The organism is Cyclobacterium xiamenense, from assembly GCF_900109255.1.
In the GTDB taxonomy this organism is placed as follows: Bacteria; Bacteroidota; Bacteroidia; order Cytophagales; family Cyclobacteriaceae; genus Cyclobacterium; species Cyclobacterium xiamenense.
This window is the reverse complement of the sequence record NZ_FNZH01000004.1, coordinates 77,325-99,385: the sequence shown is the minus strand read 5'-3', so window position 1 is coordinate 99,385 and position 22,061 is coordinate 77,325. Positions and strand designations below refer to the sequence as shown.

At 49.0% G+C, this 22,061-nt stretch carries 16 protein-coding genes; 8 read left to right on the top strand and 8 right to left on the bottom strand.

All coding sequences use genetic code 11. The features are described from left to right. The first annotated feature begins 77 nt into the window (after window positions 1-77). The 3 genes from BMW71_RS13910 to BMW71_RS13900 are packed head-to-tail and all read left to right on the top strand — an operon-like array spanning window position 78 to window position 5,102. Window positions 78-1,157, top strand: a complete 1,080-nt coding sequence (locus BMW71_RS13910) for a site-2 protease family protein (protein WP_092176052.1) — start codon at window positions 78-80, stop codon at window positions 1,155-1,157. Beyond that, entirely contained in the window at window positions 1,154-3,832 is a 2,679-nt protein-coding gene (locus BMW71_RS13905; RefSeq protein ID WP_092175146.1) for a cation-translocating P-type ATPase, read from the top strand. The genes BMW71_RS13910 and BMW71_RS13905 overlap by 4 nt, the downstream gene beginning before the upstream one ends. Then, window positions 3,801-5,102 carry an acetyl-CoA hydrolase/transferase family protein gene (locus BMW71_RS13900; protein WP_092175143.1) on the top strand — a complete coding sequence of 434 codons (1,302 nt, stop codon included), beginning with the start codon at window positions 3,801-3,803 and terminating at the stop codon, window positions 5,100-5,102. Before BMW71_RS13905 ends, BMW71_RS13900 begins: the two co-directional genes overlap by 32 nt. Before the next feature lie 34 nt (window positions 5,103-5,136). On the opposite strand, the gene BMW71_RS13895 is transcribed toward BMW71_RS13900, so the two are convergent. From BMW71_RS13895 to BMW71_RS13885, 3 genes are all read right to left on the bottom strand, one after another. Next, window positions 5,137-6,900 (bottom strand): sensor histidine kinase, encoded by a 1,764-nt coding sequence (locus BMW71_RS13895; protein ID WP_218145587.1) that lies wholly within the window; start codon window positions 6,898-6,900, stop codon window positions 5,137-5,139. Window positions 6,901-7,163: 263 nt separating this feature from the next. Then, window positions 7,164-8,585, bottom strand: coding sequence for a phytoene desaturase family protein (locus tag BMW71_RS13890; RefSeq protein ID WP_092175138.1), 1,422 nt, complete (start codon window positions 8,583-8,585; stop codon window positions 7,164-7,166). Then, window positions 8,585-9,919, bottom strand: a complete 1,335-nt coding sequence (locus BMW71_RS13885; protein WP_092175135.1) for an aminotransferase class V-fold PLP-dependent enzyme — start codon at window positions 9,917-9,919, stop codon at window positions 8,585-8,587. The genes BMW71_RS13890 and BMW71_RS13885 overlap by 1 nt, the downstream gene beginning before the upstream one ends. A gap of 220 nt (window positions 9,920-10,139) precedes the next feature. Here BMW71_RS13885 and rocF point away from each other — a divergent pair, with 220 nt between their 5' ends. After that, window positions 10,140-11,090 (top strand): arginase, encoded by a 951-nt coding sequence (gene rocF / locus BMW71_RS13880; protein ID WP_092175132.1) that lies wholly within the window; start codon window positions 10,140-10,142, stop codon window positions 11,088-11,090. 12 nt (window positions 11,091-11,102) lie between these two features. On the opposite strand, the gene BMW71_RS13875 is transcribed toward rocF, so the two are convergent. From BMW71_RS13875 to BMW71_RS13855, 5 genes are all read right to left on the bottom strand, one after another. Continuing rightward, on the bottom strand, window positions 11,103-11,528 hold the full coding sequence (locus BMW71_RS13875; protein WP_241684965.1) for an NUDIX hydrolase: 426 nt from the start codon (window positions 11,526-11,528) through the stop codon (window positions 11,103-11,105). Window position 11,529: 1 nt separating this feature from the next. Continuing rightward, window positions 11,530-12,501: a nitrilase family protein gene (locus BMW71_RS13870; RefSeq protein WP_092176047.1), complete on the bottom strand. Its 972-nt coding sequence runs from the start codon at window positions 12,499-12,501 to the stop codon at window positions 11,530-11,532. A 48-nt stretch (window positions 12,502-12,549) separates the two neighbouring features. After that, complete coding sequence (locus tag BMW71_RS13865) at window positions 12,550-13,509, bottom strand: glycosyl hydrolase family 18 protein (RefSeq protein ID WP_092175130.1); 960 nt, start codon at window positions 13,507-13,509, stop codon at window positions 12,550-12,552. Between the two features lie 14 nt (window positions 13,510-13,523). Beyond that, the gene (locus BMW71_RS13860; RefSeq protein WP_092175128.1) at window positions 13,524-14,516 is read right to left on the bottom strand and encodes a glycoside hydrolase family 43 protein; all 993 of its coding nucleotides are present in this window, start codon (window positions 14,514-14,516) and stop codon (window positions 13,524-13,526) included. Between the two features lie 180 nt (window positions 14,517-14,696). Beyond that, window positions 14,697-15,506: an endonuclease/exonuclease/phosphatase family protein gene (locus BMW71_RS13855; RefSeq protein ID WP_092176044.1), complete on the bottom strand. Its 810-nt coding sequence runs from the start codon at window positions 15,504-15,506 to the stop codon at window positions 14,697-14,699. 103 nt (window positions 15,507-15,609) lie between these two features. Between BMW71_RS13855 and BMW71_RS13850 the strand changes: the two genes are divergently transcribed. The 4 genes from BMW71_RS13850 (at window position 15,610) to BMW71_RS13835 (ending at window position 21,814) form a co-directional block, all read left to right on the top strand. Next, window positions 15,610-15,948, top strand: coding sequence for an avidin-fold protein (locus BMW71_RS13850; protein WP_092175125.1), 339 nt, complete (start codon window positions 15,610-15,612; stop codon window positions 15,946-15,948). Between the two features lie 183 nt (window positions 15,949-16,131). After that, complete coding sequence (locus BMW71_RS13845) at window positions 16,132-20,142, top strand: response regulator (RefSeq protein ID WP_092175122.1); 4,011 nt, start codon at window positions 16,132-16,134, stop codon at window positions 20,140-20,142. A gap of 131 nt (window positions 20,143-20,273) precedes the next feature. Further along, a complete protein-coding gene (locus BMW71_RS13840; RefSeq protein ID WP_092175119.1) occupies window positions 20,274-21,200 on the top strand; it encodes a ribose-phosphate pyrophosphokinase in 927 nt (308 codons plus the stop codon). 26 nt (window positions 21,201-21,226) lie between these two features. Next, window positions 21,227-21,814, top strand: a complete 588-nt coding sequence (locus BMW71_RS13835; protein ID WP_092175116.1) for a 50S ribosomal protein L25/general stress protein Ctc — start codon at window positions 21,227-21,229, stop codon at window positions 21,812-21,814. Window positions 21,815-22,061 lie beyond the last annotated feature (247 nt).

The following is a 22,061-nucleotide window of genomic DNA, read 5'->3' as shown; positions in this document are numbered from 1 at the left end:
GCAAAGTAGTATCAAAACCCTATTTTTACGGAAATCAACAGGGCATTCGTGCCAATTCCCTAACTCCCCTCCTTACCATGAAATTCTCGTTATATTTAGGAAAGTACAGCGGCATCAAGGTTTTTATCCATTGGACATTCTCGCTGCTATTGGCGTGGATCATTTTATCCAATATGCGATCCGGAACCCCCTGGGTAGATACCGGATGGACCCTGATTTTTGTATTGCTGATTTTTGTATGCGTGATTTTGCATGAATTCGGACATGCACTGACCGCACAGCGATACGGTATCCAAACCCGGGACATTATTCTGCTTCCCATCGGTGGTTTGGCAAGGCTGGAAAAATTACCGGAGGAGCCCCGACAGGAACTGAAAGTGGCCATTGCCGGACCACTGGTCAATATCGCCTTGTTCTTTTTGCTAGCTGTTTTGATTTCTTTTACCGGTTTTGATGTCAACCTGCTGGAGGAACCCAAGCTGAATGGCAACAGCATATGGCTGTTTTTGGCATCCGCGAACCTTTTTCTTGCATTATTTAATCTATTACCCGCTTTTCCCATGGATGGAGGACGGGTATTGCGGGCCTTGTTGTCTACGCGAATGCCACGAACGAAGGCAACAGAAATTGCCGGAGGAATTGGTCAAGTCATGGCCATCGCCTTCGTATTCTTTGGATTATTTACTAACCCCGTGTTGGTATTGATCGGGATTTTTATTTTTCTGGGTGCACAGACGGAAGTAAACCAAACCAAACAGCAGTCCTTTATGGAAGGCTATCGAGTAGGCGACGTCCTCATGCGAAAATTCCCTATACTTGCTTTTGATGCTCCGTTGCAGAAAGCCATCGATAAGCTGCTCGATGGGCAGGCTACCCACTTTGTCGTAGTAAAGGAAGACAGTCCCATCGGTACCCTAAGCAGGGAAGGGATTGTACGCGGACTGCAACAAGGAAGCCCGGAAAGCAGCATCGAAAAGACGTTTGATACGCAGCCCCTGAAACTGGAAGTCTCTTCACCCCTGCAGGAGGCATTCAAAAAAATGGCGTCAGAAAATAAAAAGGTGGCGCTGGTTTACGAGGCGAACCATTTTCTCGGAATTGTAGATCAGGAAAATATATCGGAGTTTATCATGGTTAAAAATGCCCTGGAGCAATGATCCAAATTCCGGAAAATCCTCACCAGTTTGCTCCGGAGCAAATCAAACGAATGCTGCAAACGACCGAGTCTGGTTTAACTCCAAAACGAGCCGAAGAATTGCTGCAGGTTTTTGGGAAAAACGAGCTCCCCGATCCAAAAAAAAAATCTTTTTGGTACATCCTTACCCGGCAGGTAAACAATGTCATGGTGTACATTCTGCTACTTGCTGCCCTGATCTCTTTTTTGACCGGACATCGGGTAGACGTTTTCGTGATACTGGCCATCGTCCTCCTGAACATAGCCATCGGATTTATTCAGGAATACAAGGCTGAAAACGCCGTCCAGGCGCTAAAAGGGCTGTTGGTCCCCCAATGCAGCGTCATTCGGGACGGAAAATTACTAACGATTCCTTCCAAAGAACTGGTTCCCGGAGACGTCATGCGCCTAAGCGAGGGGGACCTAATTCCAGCCGACGGTATCCTTTTTCAGAGCCAGGATGCCCGAACCATGGAAGCATCCCTAACCGGCGAATCGGTACCGGTCGAAAAAACCACTGAAGCAGGCCCGGCAGACAGCCCCATCGGTGACCGAACCAATATGGTATGGAAAGGCACCTATGTCTCCGGAGGAAGCGCACTGGCCTGGGTGGTAGCTACCGGCTCATCGACCCAACTCGGAACGATTGCCCGCAGTTTGAAAGCCATCCCGAAAAAGCCATCAAATTTTCAAATCAAGTCGAACAAGCTCGCCCGGCAGATGGCCATTTTATCAATTTGCAGTGCGATTATGCTGTTTCTGGTGGGATATTTTTTCCAAAAAATCCCCATCGACGAGTTACTGTTGATTTCGCTGGCCGCGCTCGTTTCCGCCATTCCCGAGGGGCTACCTGCCGTATTGTCCATTGTACTGGCCATCGGCTCCTACCGGATGTCAAAGAAAAATGCCATCATCCGGGAAATCGCCGCCACGGAAAGCCTGGGATCTGTGAGTACCATTGTCACGGACAAAACGGGCACCCTCACTCAAAATTCCATGACCATCAAAAAATTGTGGCAGGCAGGTGGATCGGATGTTTATGTAAGTGGAGAAGGCTGGGAGCGAAGCGGTGAGTTTTCGGGAGACAAAGCTGACCTGGCGGCATTGGCACCCCTATTGGAAATTGCAGCCCATTGCCAACAAGCCTCGCTTTCGGTAAATGAAAAAGGCCAGATACAGGTAACCGGAGATCCTACCGAGGCGGCCTTTGCCGTACTGGCCGAAAAAGCCGGCCTGGGTAAGCACCTGCCAGTTGTGCAGGAAATTCCCTTTAGCACGGTCGATAAATTTCGTTCCACGGTGGTAGAAAAACTCGGAGTAAACGTTCGGTTCATTATCGGTGCTCCAGAAAAACTCCTGGAGAAATCTGCCCAATCTCAGGGAAAAGATGGTATTTCCGAACTTTCTGACAAGCAACGGTACACTATCAAAAAAAAACTGGAGGACTGGTCAAAAGGGGGGTTTCGCGTGTTGGCCCTGGCTTTCCAAACCGCGGATGCAGCGACTACCGGTGACTTTACAGACCAGGAATGGGTTTTTTGTGGATTGGCGGCCATGGTAGATCCACCCCGCCCCGAAGTATTCGAAGCAGTAAATGCCTGCCATCTGGCCGGAATACGGGTAATCATGGCTACCGGAGATCATTCGCAAACCGCTCTGGCTATCGGTAAGGAGGTGGGAATCGTACTTCCCGGCCGGGAACGCGTGCTCACGGGATCCGAGTTGCAGCAATTGAGCGAGCAGGAATTTGCCCGGGCCATACAGGAAGTCGATGTATTTTCCAGATTAAGTCCCCTAATGAAGGTTAGCATTGCGGAATCCCTTCAGGCCCAGGGAGAATTGGTAGCCATGACGGGGGATGGGGTCAACGACGCACCTGCCTTGCGCCAGGCCAATGTGGGTGTTTCCATGGGTATTATGGGTACCGATGTAGCCAGAGAGGCCTCTTTGGTAGTCCTCGCAGACGATAATTTTGCCAGCATCGTATCGGCCGTAGAACAGGGGAGAATCGTGTTCAACAATGCCCGAAGGACCAGTTTTTTTCTTATTACAACGAATTTTGCGGAGATCATCACCCTCATTGTTGCCGTCGGCCTGGGCTATGCCATGCCCTTAACTGCAACGCAAATTCTCTGGATCAACCTAATCACGGACGGGTTTTGCGACAAAGCCCTGGCTACCGAAAGGGGAACCGGTAAGGAATTAACCGCCCCACCAATAAAGTCCCACGAGAACATCATCAATCGGGAAATCATTCCTTTTTTAGTACTGAATACATTCCTAATGGCATCCATGGCAATGCTGGCCTTCCACCTTTACCTTCCGGAGGGGATTGAAAAAGCCCGGACAGTTGTTTTTATCGTGTTGGCTTTTTCCCAGCTGTTTAACGTCTTTAATATGCGAAACCTAAAAGGTTCTGCTTTTAAGATTGGGCTATTCAGTAATAAGTGGGTAAATTACGCCCTGATCGTATCCATCACCATTCAGGTGTTAATAATTGAAGTTCCTGCGCTCGCTGGCATATTTAAATTCCAACCGATCTCTTTGTGGGAATTTTTAGGCTGGGCGGCGATATCTTCCCTGGTGTTTTGGGTGAATGAGTTGTATAAACTAATCGCTAAATCGTATGAAACCGGATTTTCAAGTAGTAAGTCCTGAGGAGGCAGTCCAATTAGTCAACAGTCATCAACGGGTATTTGTCCATGGCAGTGCCGCCACCCCTTCGGTGCTTGTGCGTGCACTGGCAAATAGGAAGGATGAGTTGGAAAACGTAGAAATCGTATCCATTACCACCCTGGGCGACATGCCCCTGGCCGAAGCATCCTGCAAAGGAAGTTTTTATATCAATTCGCTCTTTGTTTCAGAAAACGTGCGGCAAGCGGTGAATAGTGAACAAGGCGGTTACGTGCCCATTTTTCTGAGTGAGATCGGCAGACTATTCCGAAAAAATATCCTTCCCATCGATGTGGCCATGGTACAGGTCTCCCCTCCCGACCAACACGGGTATTGCTCCCTGGGTACATCGGTGGATGTGGCCCGCCCAGCAGTCGATACCGCCAAATTTATTATTGCCCAGATCAACGAGCAAATGCCGCGGACCATGGGCGATGGGCAAATCCACATGAGCAAATTTGACCGTGCCATTAGGGTTGATGAGCCCCTACCTCAGGTAAACTACGCTGCCAAACTGGACGAAGCCGACTACAAAATAGGCAAATACATCGCAGAAATGATAGACGACGGTGCCACCTTACAACTCGGTATCGGGGGGATTCCGGATGCGGTATTGCAGTCTTTGCACAACCACAAAGACCTGGGCATCCATACCGAAATGTTTTCCGATGGCGTCATCGACCTGTTCGATAAAGGGGTAATTACAAACAAGTTTAAGAAAAAGCATCCGGGAAAAGTCGTGTCCTCATTTGTGATTGGCACCCAAAAACTCTACGATGCCATTCACGATAACCCGGCTTTTTCCTTTCACGAGGCAGCCTACGTAAACGATACCTCCGTCATTAGAAAAAATCCAAAGGTGATCTCCATCAACTCCTGCGTTGAAATCGACCTGACCGGACAAGTCTGCGCCGACTCCATCGGTAGCTACCACTACTCCGGTGTGGGTGGTCAGATGGATTTCATGAGAGGAGCCGCCTTGTCGGACGAGGGCAAACCGATCATGGCCCTACGTGCCGGAACGAAAAAAGGGAAATCCAAAATCGTCCCGTTTCTGAAAGAAGGGGCGGGGGTAGTTACCACCCGGGCCCATGTGCACTACGTGGTGACTGAATTCGGCGCTGCCTATCTGTACGGGAAAAACCTGCGTCAGCGGGCGCATGAGTTAAAAAAAATTGCTGCCCCGGAACATCAGGAAGAATTGGAAAGGGCTATTTACCAGCGATTTGGGAGCTTTGTTTATCCGTTCCGGTAACAGGCGTCCTACGGTTGCTATTTTCTGGCCGGGTTTATCCCCTGGTTTCAATGGCTTCCCGGTGAAAATGAAGGGTAAATCGGGTACCCAGGCCGGGAATGCTGGCTACATCCATCTTTCCCCCATTAAGCGCCAGAAACTGCTTCACCATTAGCAGTCCCAGGCCGGTGCCTTTCTCGTTGCGGGTGCCAACCATGGAAGGAATCCGCGCGTCTCCTTCTCCATTAATCAGCTCCTGCTGGGCCTCGTTGATGCCTGTTCCGGAATCTTCGATGTGGCAGGCAATGTTGTCGGCCGTCAGGGTATAGTACACGCGGATTTTCCCATACTCGGGGGTAAACTTGATGGCGTTTCCCAGGATGTTCTGAATGATGATCTTAAAATGATTGGTATCCACCCGGGCAAAATGCCGGTTGGCCGGTCCCCAAACGTGTTCAACCACCAGAAATTTTGTTTTGAGCGGGTAGTCCAATTGTTCCAGTACGGTATTCACCGTTTCCACTACGTTTACAGGGACAGGGTGGGCAACCATTCCATCCATTTGGGTATTGGCCCATTCCAACAAATCGTTCAGAAACGTTTCGGTCTGTTGAATCTGAGTCGATAATAGCGATACCACCTCGTCTTCTTCCTGCGCTGTTAGTAACTTCTGGTTCCGGATGGCTAGCAGTTGCTTCAATCCGTTAATCGGGGACCTCAAGTCGTGGGAAATAATGGACAAAATTTTGGTCCGCGTACCATTTACCTCCAGCAGGGCCTGATTTTGCCGGGCGATTACCTCTTTCTGCTCCCGAATGGCTTTGTTGTTTTTGGCTAAAAACCGGGTAAATCTGTTTTTTAGACGTAGGTTTTTATAGAAGAAATAGAGAATAATACCCAAAAAAACAACAAGTAGCACCAAAAATCCCATCCATTTATAATGGTGCTGTATCAAGGTCTGATCCCGCTCCTTTTCTGCCCGCAAACGTTCGTTATCGGCCTGCGCCAGCTTTAACTCCATGCGAGCCATTTGCCTGTTCTTGGAGGCATTGTATAGGCTGTCGCTATAGACCTGATGTGCCTTTAAATGAAAAAATGCCAACTCGTGCTCCCCACGTTGCTGGTAGATTCGACTCAGCAGTCCCGTGATTTGTTGTAAATCCCAATGGGCTCCATGAATTTCTGCATGTTCCAACGCTGCTTTGCCCAAGGCCAGCGCCTCTTCCAGGTCTCCCTGATCCAATTTGAGTTCGGCCAAACCGGCAAGGGCAAATGATTTCTCCCAGTTAGTAAGGATGGGTTTCGTCGCCAACACTTCCTGATAAAGAGCGGCGGCTTGATGCCTTGCGCCCTTTTTGTGGTATACTTTGGCCATTCTATTTTTGACCATTAGGTTTAAAACCACAAGGCTGTCGCTACGCAAATATTCCTGGGCCTGAATCAGGTAGTCCAGGGATTGATCCGGCTGGCTCATCTCGTCATGGGCGATTCCCATGTTGAAGAAATTCTTCGCCAGAGAAAGGCTATCCTGCAATGCCCTATTGATTTCAACACATTCGCCAAGCAACCGAAGGGCCTCCTGGTATTCCTTGTCCACCATTTGAATCAGGGCCCTTCCGTTTAGGGCATATACAATTTCCGCTTTCGCGTTTGCCAACTCCCCATCCTCCCTGGCCCGGATGTACTGGTTCAGTGCCAAATCGTAGTTTCCGGAAATATAATGCAAGGTGGCTTCCCGATTGTTTAATTTTGCCCGCAGCAGCGAATTCGGATTACTCCCTGCGCGCTCCCTTGCCTCGGCCAGCAACGAAAATGCCATGGTTGTATTGTCGTATTGCAGGGCCTTTACCTGCTCCAGCAGTACATCAACAGATCCGATAGGTAGGTTACGACTTGTACCGGTTGCTACAAAAAAAAGCAAACTAAAAAGTACCAGGACAATCGTTTTGTGCACCCCCCGCATCCTTCTAAAAACTATTGATAGTTGTTTTAAAAATAGGGAAAAAGAATATTTTAACAAATTAAATTTTAAAAAATGATACTTAATGAAATAACATGTATTTTAATTTCATTTTTTTGTATTTAAAACAAATCGTGCAGGACTTGTTTTGCTGCATGAAACCCACACATTCCATGCACTCCACCACCGGGAGGCGTAGCCGATGAACAAAGATAAATCCCTTTTGCCGAACTTCGGTAGGGTGAAAACCGAAGGGCGGGCCGGGAAAATAGCTGGTAAATATCCTGAACGCCCACATTGATGTCTCCCCCTACATAATTCGGGTTATAGGATTCGTAATCGCTGGCATTCATCGATTTTATTGCAAGGATCAATTTACGGAACCCGGGAGCTTGTTTTTCAATCTGCCGGATAACCACCTCGGTAATATCCGTGTTTCCTCCGGATGGTACATGGCAATAGGCCCAAAGTGTGTGTTTTCCCTGAGGAGCCCTGTGTGGATCTGCCAGGGACTGTTGTGCCACCAATACGTAGGGGTTTTCCGAATAAATTCCTTTCCAAAGCCCCGCTTCCGAGGCCGCAATTTCCGACAGCGTCCCCCCCAAATGCACGGTTCCTGCCATGCGGGCGGTAGCTGAAGTCCAGGGGACCGGACCATCCAGGGCAAAATCAACCTTGAACACCCCCATCCCGTACCGATATCGGTTTAGTTGCCAGGTATATAACCGGGAAAATTCCTTGCCCGCAATCTTGAGCAACTGACGGGGGCTGGTATCGAACAGAACAGCCGTTGCCGCAGGGAGCTCCCCCAAATCCGCTACCATCCAACCGGCTTGAAATTGCCCTCCTTTGTCCAAAAAATAGGCCAATAACGCATCAGCCAGACCTTGTGATCCGCCCTGAACCACCGGCCATCCGCCCACATGACCTGCACCCATCAGTACCAGGGCAATGGCCGAAGTGGCCCAGTTGGTCAGGGGTTGAATTCCGTGCGCAGCCATCCCTGCAAATAGCGCCGCCGTCCTTTCGGAGGTAAACGAGCGGGCAAGCCAAGTTGCTGGCTGCAAAGCTTTGCGTCCAAAGGAGGCTAACTGCAGCGGTTTTTTAGGGAACTTCAGTGGTCCTAAAAAATCGGAGGCCAGGGAATCCCAATTATTGACGATGGGGCGCATCAATTCCAGGTACTTCTTTTCGTCTGCTCCCAGCTGCGCTGCTGTATCGGTAAGGGATCGATACAAACACACCGAACTGCCATCTGCCAGCGGATGGGCCGCAAGAACCTCGGGATGCAATAGTCGCAAGCCATATGCTTCCAGGGGAAGACTTCTAAAAAATGGAGCCGAGGCCGCCAGTGGATGAATGGCCGAGCAGACATCGTGCTGGAAACCGGGTAGGGTGAGTTCCTGTGTGCGCATGCCGCCCCCTACCTGCTCCTTTCCCTCAATAAGCAGTACCCGTAAACCCTGCTGCTGTAGGGTAATGGCCGCCGCTAATCCGTTGGGGCCCGAGCCTACGACGATTGCATCGTATTCCGTTACCCCCATCACGTTCCCTTTTGCCCTAGTGGCTGACTGCTATGAGCGGCAGAAAGCTCGCCGAGAGCAGCTACCAGCCGATCCAAATCGGTTAGCCGTGTGTACACGTGCGGCGATACCCGTACACAGTGGATGTTTTCGTAGCTAATAGGCGTGGTGTGAATCTTGTATGTTCCCAAAAGCTGCCGCTCCAATTCCTGCGGGCTAAGGCCATCAACAGAGACTCCTGCGATGGCGCAACTATATGCTGGCTGTAGAGACGTATGGATATTGACCCCCGGAATACCCAGGGCTTGTTCCGCCCAGTAATTTTTTAAGTAACGTACCCGCGCCTCCTTTCGCTCGGCTCCTATGCCGTTATGAAAATTTACCGCTTCCCCGATGCCCTGTTCCAAGGGAAAACTACGGGTGCCGAGGGTTTCGAATTTCCGGATGTCCTCACTTTTCGGATTTCCGTTGCATAAAAGAGGCCATACCTTGGAAATCTTCTCTTTCTTTATCCATAGCATCCCGGTACCGATGGGCGCAGACAGGTATTTATGCAGACTGGTGCCAAAATAATCTGCTTCCAGATCCGGAATCTGGAAGTTCAGCAAGCCAAACGAATGGGCGCCGTCTACAATTACCTCCAGGCCTTTTTCGTGGGCCATTTGGCAAATTTTGCGCACAGGCATGATTTGCCCCACCCAATTGATCACATGGGTGACATGGATGATTTTCGTCTTTGGGCTGATGGCTTGCCGATAGGCTTCAACGATGGTTTCGTCGTCTTCTATGGGAAAATCAAAGGAAAGTTGTTTGTAACGAATTCCCTCCCGTTGCTCCCGTTGCTTCCAGGCTTGCATCATGTTTGGGTAATCCTGCTTGCACCCGATCACCTCGTCGCCTTTCTGCAAATCCAACCCGTAAATAATGGTATTTAAGGCCTCGGTGGCATTACGGTTAATCGCCAATTCATCCGGGTCGCAGCCCCCCAAGAGCGCCAACTTCTGGCGAAGCGGTTCCCTTCCCTGATCCAAAATCCGCCACATGTAATAGGAAGGTGCCTGATTGGAAAGTTGGCTGTAGCGATCTACTGCCTGCAAGACCAACAAGGGACTAGGCGAGACGCCTCCGTTGTTGAGATTCAATACCGGCGAGGAACTTGCCGGATATCCCTGCTGTATAGTAGCCCAAAAATCTTCGTTCTCGGCCATTTCCTGGGGGGACAGGCTTACATATTGCCTGTTCTTTGCCAGTATATCAGCGGCGTGCAACTGTTCAAAAAGGCTATTGGAAGAAAAAGCTCCTGCCAATACAGCCGCTTTTTTGAAAAAGCTCCTTCTGTCGGTGGTTGATTTCATTGGGATTAATTTTAGTTAGTGGTTCTTTTTTAAGTTAAGCCCCCTCACAAGCCAGGTATAGTGGCCAGTGAAGTGCCTTGGTATAACATATGGTGCAAAATAATCAATTTTTTTTGGTTTCATACCCGACCTTCCCTAAGCAGGAGGTACCTTCATCAAAAATTAATTTGTATTCATCTTCATTTTATGGGAATTTTGCGTCTAATCTAACAAAACAGGAATGAGAGACATAAAACTGGTGGAAGTGCGATCGGAACTGGCAGCTGGAACGCGAGGAGCAAGCATGGGCATCGATGCGCTAAAAGTAGCCAGTCTGGATAAAAAATCGGATTTCTTTACCCGATTTGATCCGATCAACGTGAAAGATGCCAACAACTACTTGTGGCGAGAAAATCAGCACCCGTTCGCCAACTACATCGACGGCGTCTACGAAGTACTGCAAAATGTCTTCCAAACCATCAAGTCCCTTCGCTCCCAACAAAAATTTCCGATCATTCTCGCGGGAGACCACTCCACTGCAGCCGGTACCATCTTGGGAATAAAGGCAGCTCACCCGAATAAACGACTGGGGGTGATCTGGATTGATGCGCATGCCGATTTACATTCGCCATATACTACTCCATCGGGAAACATGCACGGAATGCCCCTTGCGATCTGCCTGGGCATGGACAATCTGGAGCAGAAACAGAACGATCCGCTTCCCGGTACAGTCGCCTATTGGAAAAAGATAAAGAATATCGGAGGCATGGCCCCCGCAATACGGCCGGAAGACATTGTGTTTATCGGGGTAAGGGATACTGAACAACCAGAAGACTACCTGATCGAGCGCTACCAAATCCCTTCCATTTCGGTAGAAACGCTACGAAAACAAGGGGTTTCCAAAACAGCAGCCATGGCACTGGAGGCCCTCAAAGACTGTGAGCAAGTGTACATATCCTTTGACGTGGACAGCCTGGATGACTCCCTATCGAAAGGCACCGGAACCCCTGTTCCCAATGGGTTAACCGTAGAAGAAGCCATGCGACTAAACAAGGCCCTTATTAAAGATAAACGCGTCTGTGCCTGGGAAATCGTCGAAGTTAACCCCACCTTGGACACAGAAAATGCCATGGCGGAAAATGCATTTGCCGTGTTGGAAACCACGACGCACTCGCTGATCACTCACTTTTGACCGGATTCGTGATTAGTCACTTCTTGCCTCCTTGTCAAAAATGGACGCAAAAACCCGTACATTGGGATACATGTTAGCCGCGGCCAATACCTCCTGCGGGGAAAAAAAACGCACATTTACGCATTCGGGAGAAGGAACAAAGTCAAGGTGAGCTAATTTGGTTTCGTAGACAGCATTGGCAATAAACACCCCCTTGTGGTTTTTTACGGTAAAAAAGTAGCTGGGCGTACCAGCGACATACGTCGTTTTCAGGCGCATCTCCTCCCATATTTCCCGACGAATTCCTTCTCTGGGACTTTCGCCAAAGTCCAGGCCTCCGCCGGGTAGTTCCCACCAGTCGTTGTCTTCCTGAACCAGCAAAAAGCGCCGGGAGGCATCCAACACCAGCGCCTTTACACTCACCCGGTAAAAGCATTCGGGCATTCCTTGTTTTTCCACGTTATTCTTTGTTTTTTCGGTCGTTTATCCAGGCCACTTTTTGTGTGGATGCATGTTCCTTTCCGATGATGTCCCGGTACAATACGGGCCGTCGGGCATTTTTGTACCGAAATCCGCCCGCCTGCTGAAGCTTTTCCGGGTCCAGAGTGGCCAGGCAGAAGTCATTGTCCAACTTTCGACACTCGGCGATGACGTCCCCAAAAGGGTCCAGAATCATGGAACAGCCATTTTTTAACTGGTCGTCATCCATCCCTATCGGGTTGGAAAAGACCGCGTAGATACCGTTATCGTAGGCCCGGGAAGGAAGCCATTTCATCAGCCATTGCCTTCCCTTCATTCCGTCAAATTCTATCCGCAACGACGTAGGGTCTTTGTGCCGGTTCTGCCACAAAGCGGGATCGACAAACCCCGCACCCGGCCGCGTAGAGGGCGTGCACATGGTAACATGCGGCATAAAAATTATCTCCGCGCCCAGAAGGCTGGTCGCACGTACATTTTCTACAATATTGTTGTCGTAGCATATCAGAATCCCGCATTTCCAGCCGTGAAGTTCAAAAACACAATAGGCCGAACCGGGCGTAATGTGGGGGTTGATAAAAGGATGAAGCTTGTGATACCTGGCCCGTAGCCCGTTCCCATCCACACAAACGTAACATTTGAAAACAGCACCCGAGGTATCTTTTTCGAATAGCCCTGCCAGAATGACGATGCCGTATTTCCCGGCAATTTCCACCAGCCTCCTGGTGCTTGGGCCATCGGGCACAAACTCAGCCAAGTCCAGCAATTGCTCTTTGTCCAGTTTGCGCGCAAAGGTATATCCAGTAACGGAACATTCGTGAAAAGCGATCACATCTGCTCCCTCGGCGGCAGCGCTTTGGCTCAACTTTTCGATGGTATCCAGGTTTTTTTCCTTATCCCCACTTGCATTTTCAAATTGGGCGGACGCAATCGTTACATTTTTTTTTCGCTCCATCGTCTTTTTGGTAGTCATTGGAAAAACGGTCTCCAGTGCATCCTTCCATTAGTCTAATTCATCCCGGATTGCATTGCTCAGGGAATGTTCCTCCCGGGAATCTGCCTGTATATGCCAGACCATCACGCCTCCCAGGCCCAATTCCCTAGCCAAACGGGTCTTTTTCCGGATGAGACCCGGGGAATTGTAATACAACACGCCTCCTTCGGGCATGACCAGGCTGTCTTGCCGGTAAGCAGTGGGATACCGCTCCAAAATCTGCCGGTACCTAAGGTTCGTAGGAGCTCCCGGACCAAACCCGTACCCATAAAAGGGAAGTCCCAGAAGAATTTTCTCTACCGGTACGTTCCGTTGATCCCGGTAATACTGAATGTCCAAAACGGCCATTTCAAACGGGGCATGTTGTCCCGGCTTCTCGAGGTTCCAGGGACCCGTATCGTCGTAGGACATGAGGTTGATCCAATCATACAGGGCCAGTACCTCATCAGAAATGGAATCGCCATTCCAGCTAGCCAGGGCGGCGGTCATCCGTTTTCCATCCTGTTTCAGCCGACGGGACAAGGCCTGCACAAACGGTGCATAGTCTTCGTTGATCAAGGCATTTTCCAGGTCCACATCCACACCATCAAAACCATGGACACGCACCAATTGTGCAAGTTGCTCCACCCAATGCTCCCGGTTTTCGGGGCGCATCAAGCGTGCGAGGTATTCGGGAGGCTCTCCTCCTCCGATGGAGACAAAGACGTTTGCACCTTGTTTGTGCGCGGCCGTCACAATTTCTTCGTAGACGGCATTGGGAGCAAAGTGCCCATTTGCATCAGGCTGGATAAATGCCAGGCATACGTCTGTGTACAAGCTCCAGTCGATGTCTGCAAGTCCGGCCTTCCAATCCGAGGGACTAAACAAGTATCCCACAACCCGAAACGGCGGATCGGGATCCTTTTCGTCTCCTATTCCCAGTGAACAGGCAAAAGAAAAGGGCAGTAAAAAAAACAGAAAGCGTATCATCAACGATGCGTGTTTTAAGGTTGTATCGGGTGACTTTTTACTCCCTCATGGGTCAATGTCACAGGCAGAATCTTTCCGTCCGGACCAAACTCCATGCGATCGACGCAGGTAACCCGATGATTGGGATCGGTTTCCTCCAGGGGCCGCCGGTGGTACACCATGTAGTGGACATCTTCCCCGGGTATCTTAAGAACGGAGTGATGCCCCGCTCCTCGGGCAACGGTCTCGTCTTGTTGTAAAATTACTCCCTCTTTTCGAAACGGGCCAAACGGATTGTCCGAAATCGCGTAGGCTACGCGGTAATCGGGTCCCGTCCAATTTCCTTCCGACCACATAAAATAATAGTTTCCATCCCGGACAAACATAAAGGGGCCTTCCACGTATCCTTCTGGAGTTACTTCTTTGAAAAGGGATCCATCCTCAAAAGGAACCAGGCCGGAAAAATCCGCGTTGAGACGAACTACGTTACACCTACCCCACCCTCCGTAATACATGTAATACTCCCCGTCGGTATCCCGAAAGATGTATTGATCGATTGGCTGTGCTTCGTTTACAATTTCATTGATCAGGGGTTTGCCCAGAAGATCCCGGAAGGGGCCTTCCGGGCGATCCGCCACGGCCACCCCAATGCCGCCAATTTCTCCTTCGTGCACGTCATTTGCCGAAAAAAACAGGTAATACCGATCTCCTTTTTGTATGACTCCAGGTGCCCACATGGCTCGTTTGGCCCAGGTTACCGCTGCGGTATCCAAGATTCGCTCATGTTTCGTCCAATTGACCAAATCCGTCGAGGAAAACGCATCCATAAATACCTGCCGATCAAATGCATCGGAATAGGTTGGGTAAATCCAATACCGGTCCCCATACACGATTACTTCCGGATCCGCATACCAGCCCGGTAAGACCGGGTTACCGGAAAAAACCTGCTCTGCAGGCCCGGAAGAGCCACAGGAAGTGACTATCTGGAGGCAACACCACCCCGCCAAGACTCGAAAGATGCATTTCATGTACCGGTATTTTTTTATTGATTTGTATCGCGTGTCAATTTACGCCCGCACAGACAGCTCTTTCGAAGCTAACCCGCCTGCGCCACGAGGCCATGAATTTACCAGTAAAAAACAAGTTACCCAAACGAATCGCTGCCTACCTACCCGAAACCGCTAGAAAAGCAGGGCTCCTTGCTCCTGTTACCAGGCCAGCGTAGCCAGTACCGGCAAATGATCGGAGGCATAGGTCTCCTGAATCACCTCGTGGTGGATTACTTCGACGGTTTTATTGCGGCTATAAAAAATAAAATCGATGGTTTTATCCGGATTGATGACAGGAATGGTAGGCGGGCAACTCTCCACACAGGTTCGTTGGAAGTACCCGTCCAGCTCGTTGATCGCCCTGGACCCGGGGGTTGCATTGAAATCGCCCGCAAGGATAACTGGCATGGGTTGGTTCTTTAGCTTCCCGGTGATGTCCCTTGCTTGCCGGGCAGTGATCTCGGGGTTACTAAAATCCAAATGGGTAGCGGCAAACAATACCTTTTGCCCCGTGGGCAGGGCAACAGTAGCAAGCAATAAGGCCCGTGGCTCCGTACCTTCTTCGGTGGAAAGGGGGATTTTCTCCGAAGTTTCGATGGGATACCGGGAAAGAATGGCATTCCCGTATTCTCCGCCCTGAAAAGAAATGGAACGGGAGAAATAAAAATACATACCGGTCAATTCCGCCAGAGCTTCGGCCTGATGAACCGATTTTCCCGATCGCGAAGTGCGCACATCCACCTCTTGTAAGGCAACCAGATCGGCCCCACTTTCACGAATCACCCGGGCAATGGCAGGCAAGTCTATCGAATCCGGCAAGGAAGGAGGGTTGGCATGATGGATATTGTAGGCCAATACCCGTATTTGCGTTTGCTCCTGCCCGTAAAGCAGCTGAGAAAAAACGACTGGGAGAAAGGAGAAAAGGAGAAGAAATACAAACAAATAGCGCAAAAAGGAGAAACGAGTCATGGTCCGAAGTTTTTTTTGGTACGGGTTTGTCAAAGATACCAATTTCCCTTTATTTTATCCCGCAGCTTTTGTTACCGACGATACCTAACTCTATACAAGCCCGATGATTCACTACCACAATAAGAAATTCAAATTGGTCCGAACCACTACCAATGGCGCCGTATCCGGGGATATCCTTTTTCATTACCAGCAACAGGGCCGCCTGCTATGGTGTAGCTACCGCAGTGAATCCATTCTTATGGGGCATTTGCTTGGGACCGTAGATGAAGCCGGTACCATTACCATGAGCTATCATCAGGTTGACCCGTCCGGGGAAATCATGACCGGCACCTGTCGCTCCACCCCCGAAATCCTTGCTAATGGCAAGATCAGACTGCACGAAAAATGGCAGTGGACCTCAGGTGACGAAAGCTCCGGAGAGTCGGTGTTGGAGGAATTTTAGGTTTGGGTAAATTTCCATGGTTAGTTTTGCTAGCTTAAAAATGCATGTTGTATCTTTATTTTTGTTTTTAATATAATTAAATGGATTTTTTAAAGTTTGTGAAGTGAAAATTGCACGGTGAATTTTAGGATATGCTTGGATTTTTAAGTAAAATCACAGCGAAATAGGAATCAAAACCTTACGATGCAACACAGGGAACTCCCATTACCGAAAAACGAAGACGAACGTTTGGAAGCGCTACTTGCTACCAAACTTTTGGATTCTGCACCGGAGGCTTCCTTTGATAACCTGACGGAGCTTGCTGCGGAAATCTGTCAAACACCAATCGCGTTGGTAACCCTGTTGGATAGCAGCCGGCAATGGTTTAAATCAAAAGTAGGGATAGACTTTCAGGAAACGCCCAAAAAAGATTCGTTTTGCCAATACACCATCCTGGATGACGGGATGCTAGAAATACCCGATGCCAGCAAAGATCCCCGATTTGATACAATCCCTGCTGTCGCTAGTGAGGAACATGTCCGGTTTTATGCGGGATTTCCGATAAAAACCGATCAAGGATATCCTCTTGGCACCCTTTGCGTATTGGATCGCAAACCCCGGCAGCTCGATTCCAGGCAGGCCCGTGCGTTGTATATTCTTTCCAAAGAAGTAGAAAAACTGATTCAGTTGCGCATGGAAAAATTGAAGCTGAATCAGGCAAACAAAAAAATCGAACAGGTTTTAAAAAACGTGGGAGATCTGGTGTTTCTGGTGGACAAAAAATTGGTTATACACGACTATTTCACCGCAAAAGAGCAGCAACTGTTTGTTTCTCCTCAGGAGTTTCTAAAGAAAAAAATCAGTGACCTCGGTTTTTCGAAGGAGCAAACAGCCCTTTTTGAAGGAATCATCGGGGAGGCGTACCGTTCCGGAGAAAAAAAGACCACCGAATATACCCTTTCGCTACGTGGTAAAAAAGAATGGTTTGAAATGAGCGCCGAAAAGATTTCCTCCGAAGGTCCTGAGGTCTTGTGTATCATCAATCAAATCAGCCAGCAAAAGAAAGAGGCATTAAAAATAAAAGAGCGGGAAAAGGAATTTAAGGATTTCTTTGAAAACGTCCATGGGCTTATGTTTCGGCACGATCTGGAGGGAAACATCATCCATATCAACCGCGATGGTGCCAAAATCCTCGAGTACGAGCAAGAGGAACTAATCGGCGTCAACATGAAATCCCTGGCATTGGACGAGCAACTGTTTGCCCAATACCTGGACACGATTAAAAAGGAACGTGTATTCACGGGTACCGGCAGGTTGGTTTCGCGAACGGGGAAAACCGTCACGTTTCATTTTAACAACGTGCTTTTTGAGTCACAACTGGGCGATTCTTACATTTTAGGAAACGGGATGGATATGACCGAGTCGCTGAGGTCCCGCGAGGAATTGGAAACCGCAGCGGAATCTATCGACAAAGAACGGGCCCTATTAAAAACAATTATTGACAACATACCAATAAATGTATACGCCAAAAACAATCGCTTTGAAAAAACGCTGGTCAACCGCGCTGAGCTCACCTACCTGGGGATAACCGAGGAGAAAGATGCGCTGGGTAAAACCGACGAAACCCTTTTTGATGCGAAGACTGCGCAAGAAGCGCGAGAAGAGGACCAATCCGTGATCCTAAACGGAGAAGTTATCCTCAACAAGGAGGTGGTACAGACGCACCAAAGCGGACGCAAGCGATACTGCCTGATATCCAAAATTCCCCTGCGAGATGCTGCCGGAAAAATCACTGGAATGGTGGGCATCACCAACGATATCAGCGATCGAAAAAAAGCCGAACTTGCCCTTTTGGAAAAAGGTAATCGACTGGAGGCCATCATCCGGGGAACCAATGCAGGTACCTGGGAATGGGCAATCCAACGCGAAAGAATCCTTATTAACGAGCGGTATGCTGAGATGCTAGGGTATAGCGCAACCGACATGGCCGACTTTACTGCCAGCAAGTGGAATGCCCTCTGTCACCCGGATGACCTGCTGCACCGCGAGCACCTGTTGCAAAAACATTTTGAGGGAAAAACCGATTTTTATGCTTGTGAAATCCGCCTGAAACACAAAGAAGGGCACTATGTGTGGGTCCAGGACCGGGGCAAGGTGTTTTCCAGCGATGCATCTGGAAAGCCCGAAATCATGTACGGCACCCATCAGGACATCAGCGAGCGTAAACGAATCGAAAACCAACTAAAAGAAGCCAAGGAAGCCGCAGAAAATGCCAATCAGGCAAAATCGGAATTTTTGGCGAACATGAGCCACGAGATCCGCACACCACTGAACGGGGTTATTGGGTTTTCCGATTTACTGATGAAAACGCCGCTCTCGGATACCCAATTGCAGTACATGAAAACCGTGTACCAATCTGCCCACTCCCTGCTGGATTTGATTAATGATATTCTCGATTTTTCGAAAATCGAAGCCAACAAGATGGATCTTTCCATCGAAAAGTCCGATATTTTTGAATTGGGTACCCAAGTTGCTGACATCACCAAATACCAGGCGCATTCCAAGGGTTTGGAGCTTTTGCTGAACCTCTCCCCTAACCTACCTCGGTTTATTTACGCGGACGACGTTCGCCTGCGCCAAATCCTGGTCAACCTATTGACCAATGCGGTCAAGTTTACCGAGCGAGGAGAAGTGGAGTTAAAGGTAGAAAAACGTGACGAAGGCCTGCAGGAAGGCGTTCCGGTATTGTTCCGTTTTTCGGTAAAAGATACCGGTATCGGGATTCCCAGAGAAAAGCAGCAGAAAATTTTCGACGCCTTTTCCCAGGAGGACGCCAGTACTACCCGTAAGTTTGGCGGTACCGGTCTGGGGCTGGCCATTTCAAACAAGCTACTGGGACTCATGGGCAGTGGCTTGCAGCTGAAAAGTGAACCGGGAAAGGGCAGCACTTTTTATTTCGATATACAGCTAATGGCCGAGCAGGGTGCAGAAGACGGGTGGCCGGAAAATCACGGTATTCGCCGCGTACTGGTAGTAGACGACAACGAAACGAACCGAAACCTGGTGCAGGAAATCCTGATCGCCAAGAAAATCGCCTGCCTTCAAGCTTCTAACGGAATGGAGGCGCTGCAGGTAATGGAAGAAAACGGACAGATCGATTTGGTATTTATGGATCTCCGCATGCCCTTTTTGGACGGCATGGAAACGACTCAAAAAATACGAAAATTGAGCGATCCGGCCCTGTCGCAGGTTCCGGTGGTCCTATTGAGCAGTTCCAACGACGATGCATTGGATAGAACCCGAATGAGGGATCTCCGGATTAACCATCGGATTTTGAAACCCATTAAAGTCCATCAGCTGGCGCAGGTCATCCAAAAAATCGCCCATCCCGACGAAGTCGCACCAGAAGATAGCCAACCCTCGATATCCGAGGAAAAGAATATCCTGGCCAGTAGAACGTACACCGTATTGATCGCAGAAGACAACCCGATCAATATGAGATTATCGAAGATCATCCTATCCAAAATTAGTCCTACTATCCAATTAGTCGAAGCAGACAATGGATTAAAAGCTTACGAATACGTGCTTCGGCACAAGCCCGACCTGATCTTGATGGACATTCAAATGCCCATCATGAATGGGTACGAAACTTCCAAAGCCATCCGATCGATAGAAAATGGCAAAGACCTGCCCATTATCGCGCTAACTGCTGGAACGGTGAAGGGGGAACGGGAGCGGTGTTTGGAATCTGGCATGAACGATTACATGAGCAAGCCTTTGGTGCAGGAGAGCCTTACCCAAATGATCATCAAATGGCTTATGCCCGCACAACAAGAGAACCGCACAGCCAGCGATCCGCTGGAAAATTCCGGATTCAAAAAACAGCATTTCGATAGAACCCACTTATTGAGCCTGTTTGACGGGGATAAATCCCTGGGAAGAGAACTACTAAAGATAGCAAAGATTACCCTCGAGGAAAGCCATACCAGGCTACAGGCTGCAATGAAAAACCAGGACAAAGCAGTGCTATTGGAGATGGGGCACAAGCTCAAAGGCTCAGCGGCTACAGCCGGATTTTTTGTCTTGCTACCGCTCACGGATCAGCTGGAGCGCAACGCAGAAACCACCGAAAATGGCTTGCTTTTCGCCGTCGGGGATAAGATTTTAGACGAATTGGATTACCTTTTGAAAAACTTCGAACAGTTTAAACTCTAGCGTTGGGCAGCCGCCCACAGGAATGAAATAAAATTACCTTCCGTAGGATTTTTTAAGAAAAAACAGAACCGGTAAATTTTATTACCTTTGTTTTTCCTTTGAATTCATTCCACCTAAACAAACATCCAACCATGCCCGAGACCAAAATTTTCTCAGGTTCAAATACTCCCCAATTGGCCGAAAGTATTGCAAAATCCTACGGCCAGGCCCTCGGAAACCTCACACTTGCAAAGTTCAGCGACGGGGAAATGTCCCCGAGTTACAACGAATCAATCCGGGGCTGCAACGTGTTTCTCATTCAATCCACCAACCCCTCTGCGGACAATTTACTGGAGCTCTGCCTGATGATAGATGCTGCCAAGCGTGCCAGCGCCTACAAGGTGTGTGCGGTAATTCCCTACTTTGGCTATGCCAGGCAAGACAGAAAAGACCGCCCACGAGTCAGTATCGCCGCCAAGTTGATTGCCAACATGCTCACCTCGGCTGGCGCGGATCGAATCATGACTTGTGACTTGCATGCCGGCCAGATTCAAGGATTTTTTGACATTCCTTTGGATCATTTGAATGGTTCAGCTATCTTTGTGCCCTATTTGAAAAGCCTGGATTTGGGCAACCTGATCTTCGCTTCTCCGGATGTGGGAGGAGTGGGTAGAACCAGGGCCTACGCCAAGCATTTTGAAGTGGACATGGTGGTCTGTGATAAGCACAGAAAACGGGCCAACGAGGTGGCTTCCATGCAATTGATTGGGGATGTGGAAAGTAAAGACGTGGTTTTGGTAGACGACCTGGTGGATACCGCCGGCACCTTGTGCAAAGCAGCAAATATCATTTTAGATAAAGGAGCAAAATCGGTGAGAGCCATCGCCACTCACGGGGTACTTTCGGGTAAAGCCTACGAAAATATCGAGAATTCCATGCTTTCCGAGTTGGTCATCACCGACACCATTCCAATCAAACAGGAGTCGTCTAAAATCAAAGTGTTGACGGTGGCGGATCTATTTGCCAAGGCCATCCATGCGGTGACGGGAAACACCTCTATCAGTTCGCTGTTCGTGTAAGAATTTTCATTTAACAAACTATATGTATGAAATCAATTGAGATTATAGGGTTTAAAAGAGCAAATCTCGACAAAAAATCCCTTGACGTCCTTCGCGAGGAAGGAAACGTCCCTTGCGTCGTATACGGTCCAGGGATCAAAGAGCAAATTCACTTCCATGCCCCAGCGATCCTATTTAGGGACCTGATTTACACACCGGAAGTGCACATGGTGGATTTAAATATCGAAGGCACCAAAATCAAAGCGATCTTGCGGGAGGCCCAATTTCACCCGGTAAGTGAGGTACTGCTTCACGCCGACTTTTTGGCATTCAGCGATGATAAGGCCATCAAAATGGAAATCCCCATCAAACCTTTCGGTACCTCACCGGGTATAATCAAAGGTGGTAAGCTGGAAATCAAATCGAGAACGCTGCTGGTGAAAGGATTTGCAAAGGACCTTCCGGATGAGATCCCCGTAGACATCTCCACATTGGAGCTGGGTAAATCAGTGAAAGTAGGGGATCTGAGTGTATCCAAATTTGAGCTATTGAACAGTGAAAACGTCACCATCGCTACGGTAGGAATCCCACGAGCGTTGAGAGGTAAAAAGGCAGGAGAAGAAGAAGAAGCCTAAGCTTTTTCTGGAACTCGTGTTGGATAAAATCCTGTTCTGTTTGCGTACGGAACAGGATTTTTTTCTTTCAATTCCAGTAGGAATCCAACCGGCGCTATGCAGGCGATTCCTTAAACGTAAAATCGAGCAACGGGACAGATGAAATCGAGCCTGCCTACCGGACCAGGCAGGCATGATGGAGGCGACACACCGAGAGATGATTTTAAAGCAGGTGAGATTCCATATATCCGCATTAAAGCCAATTATA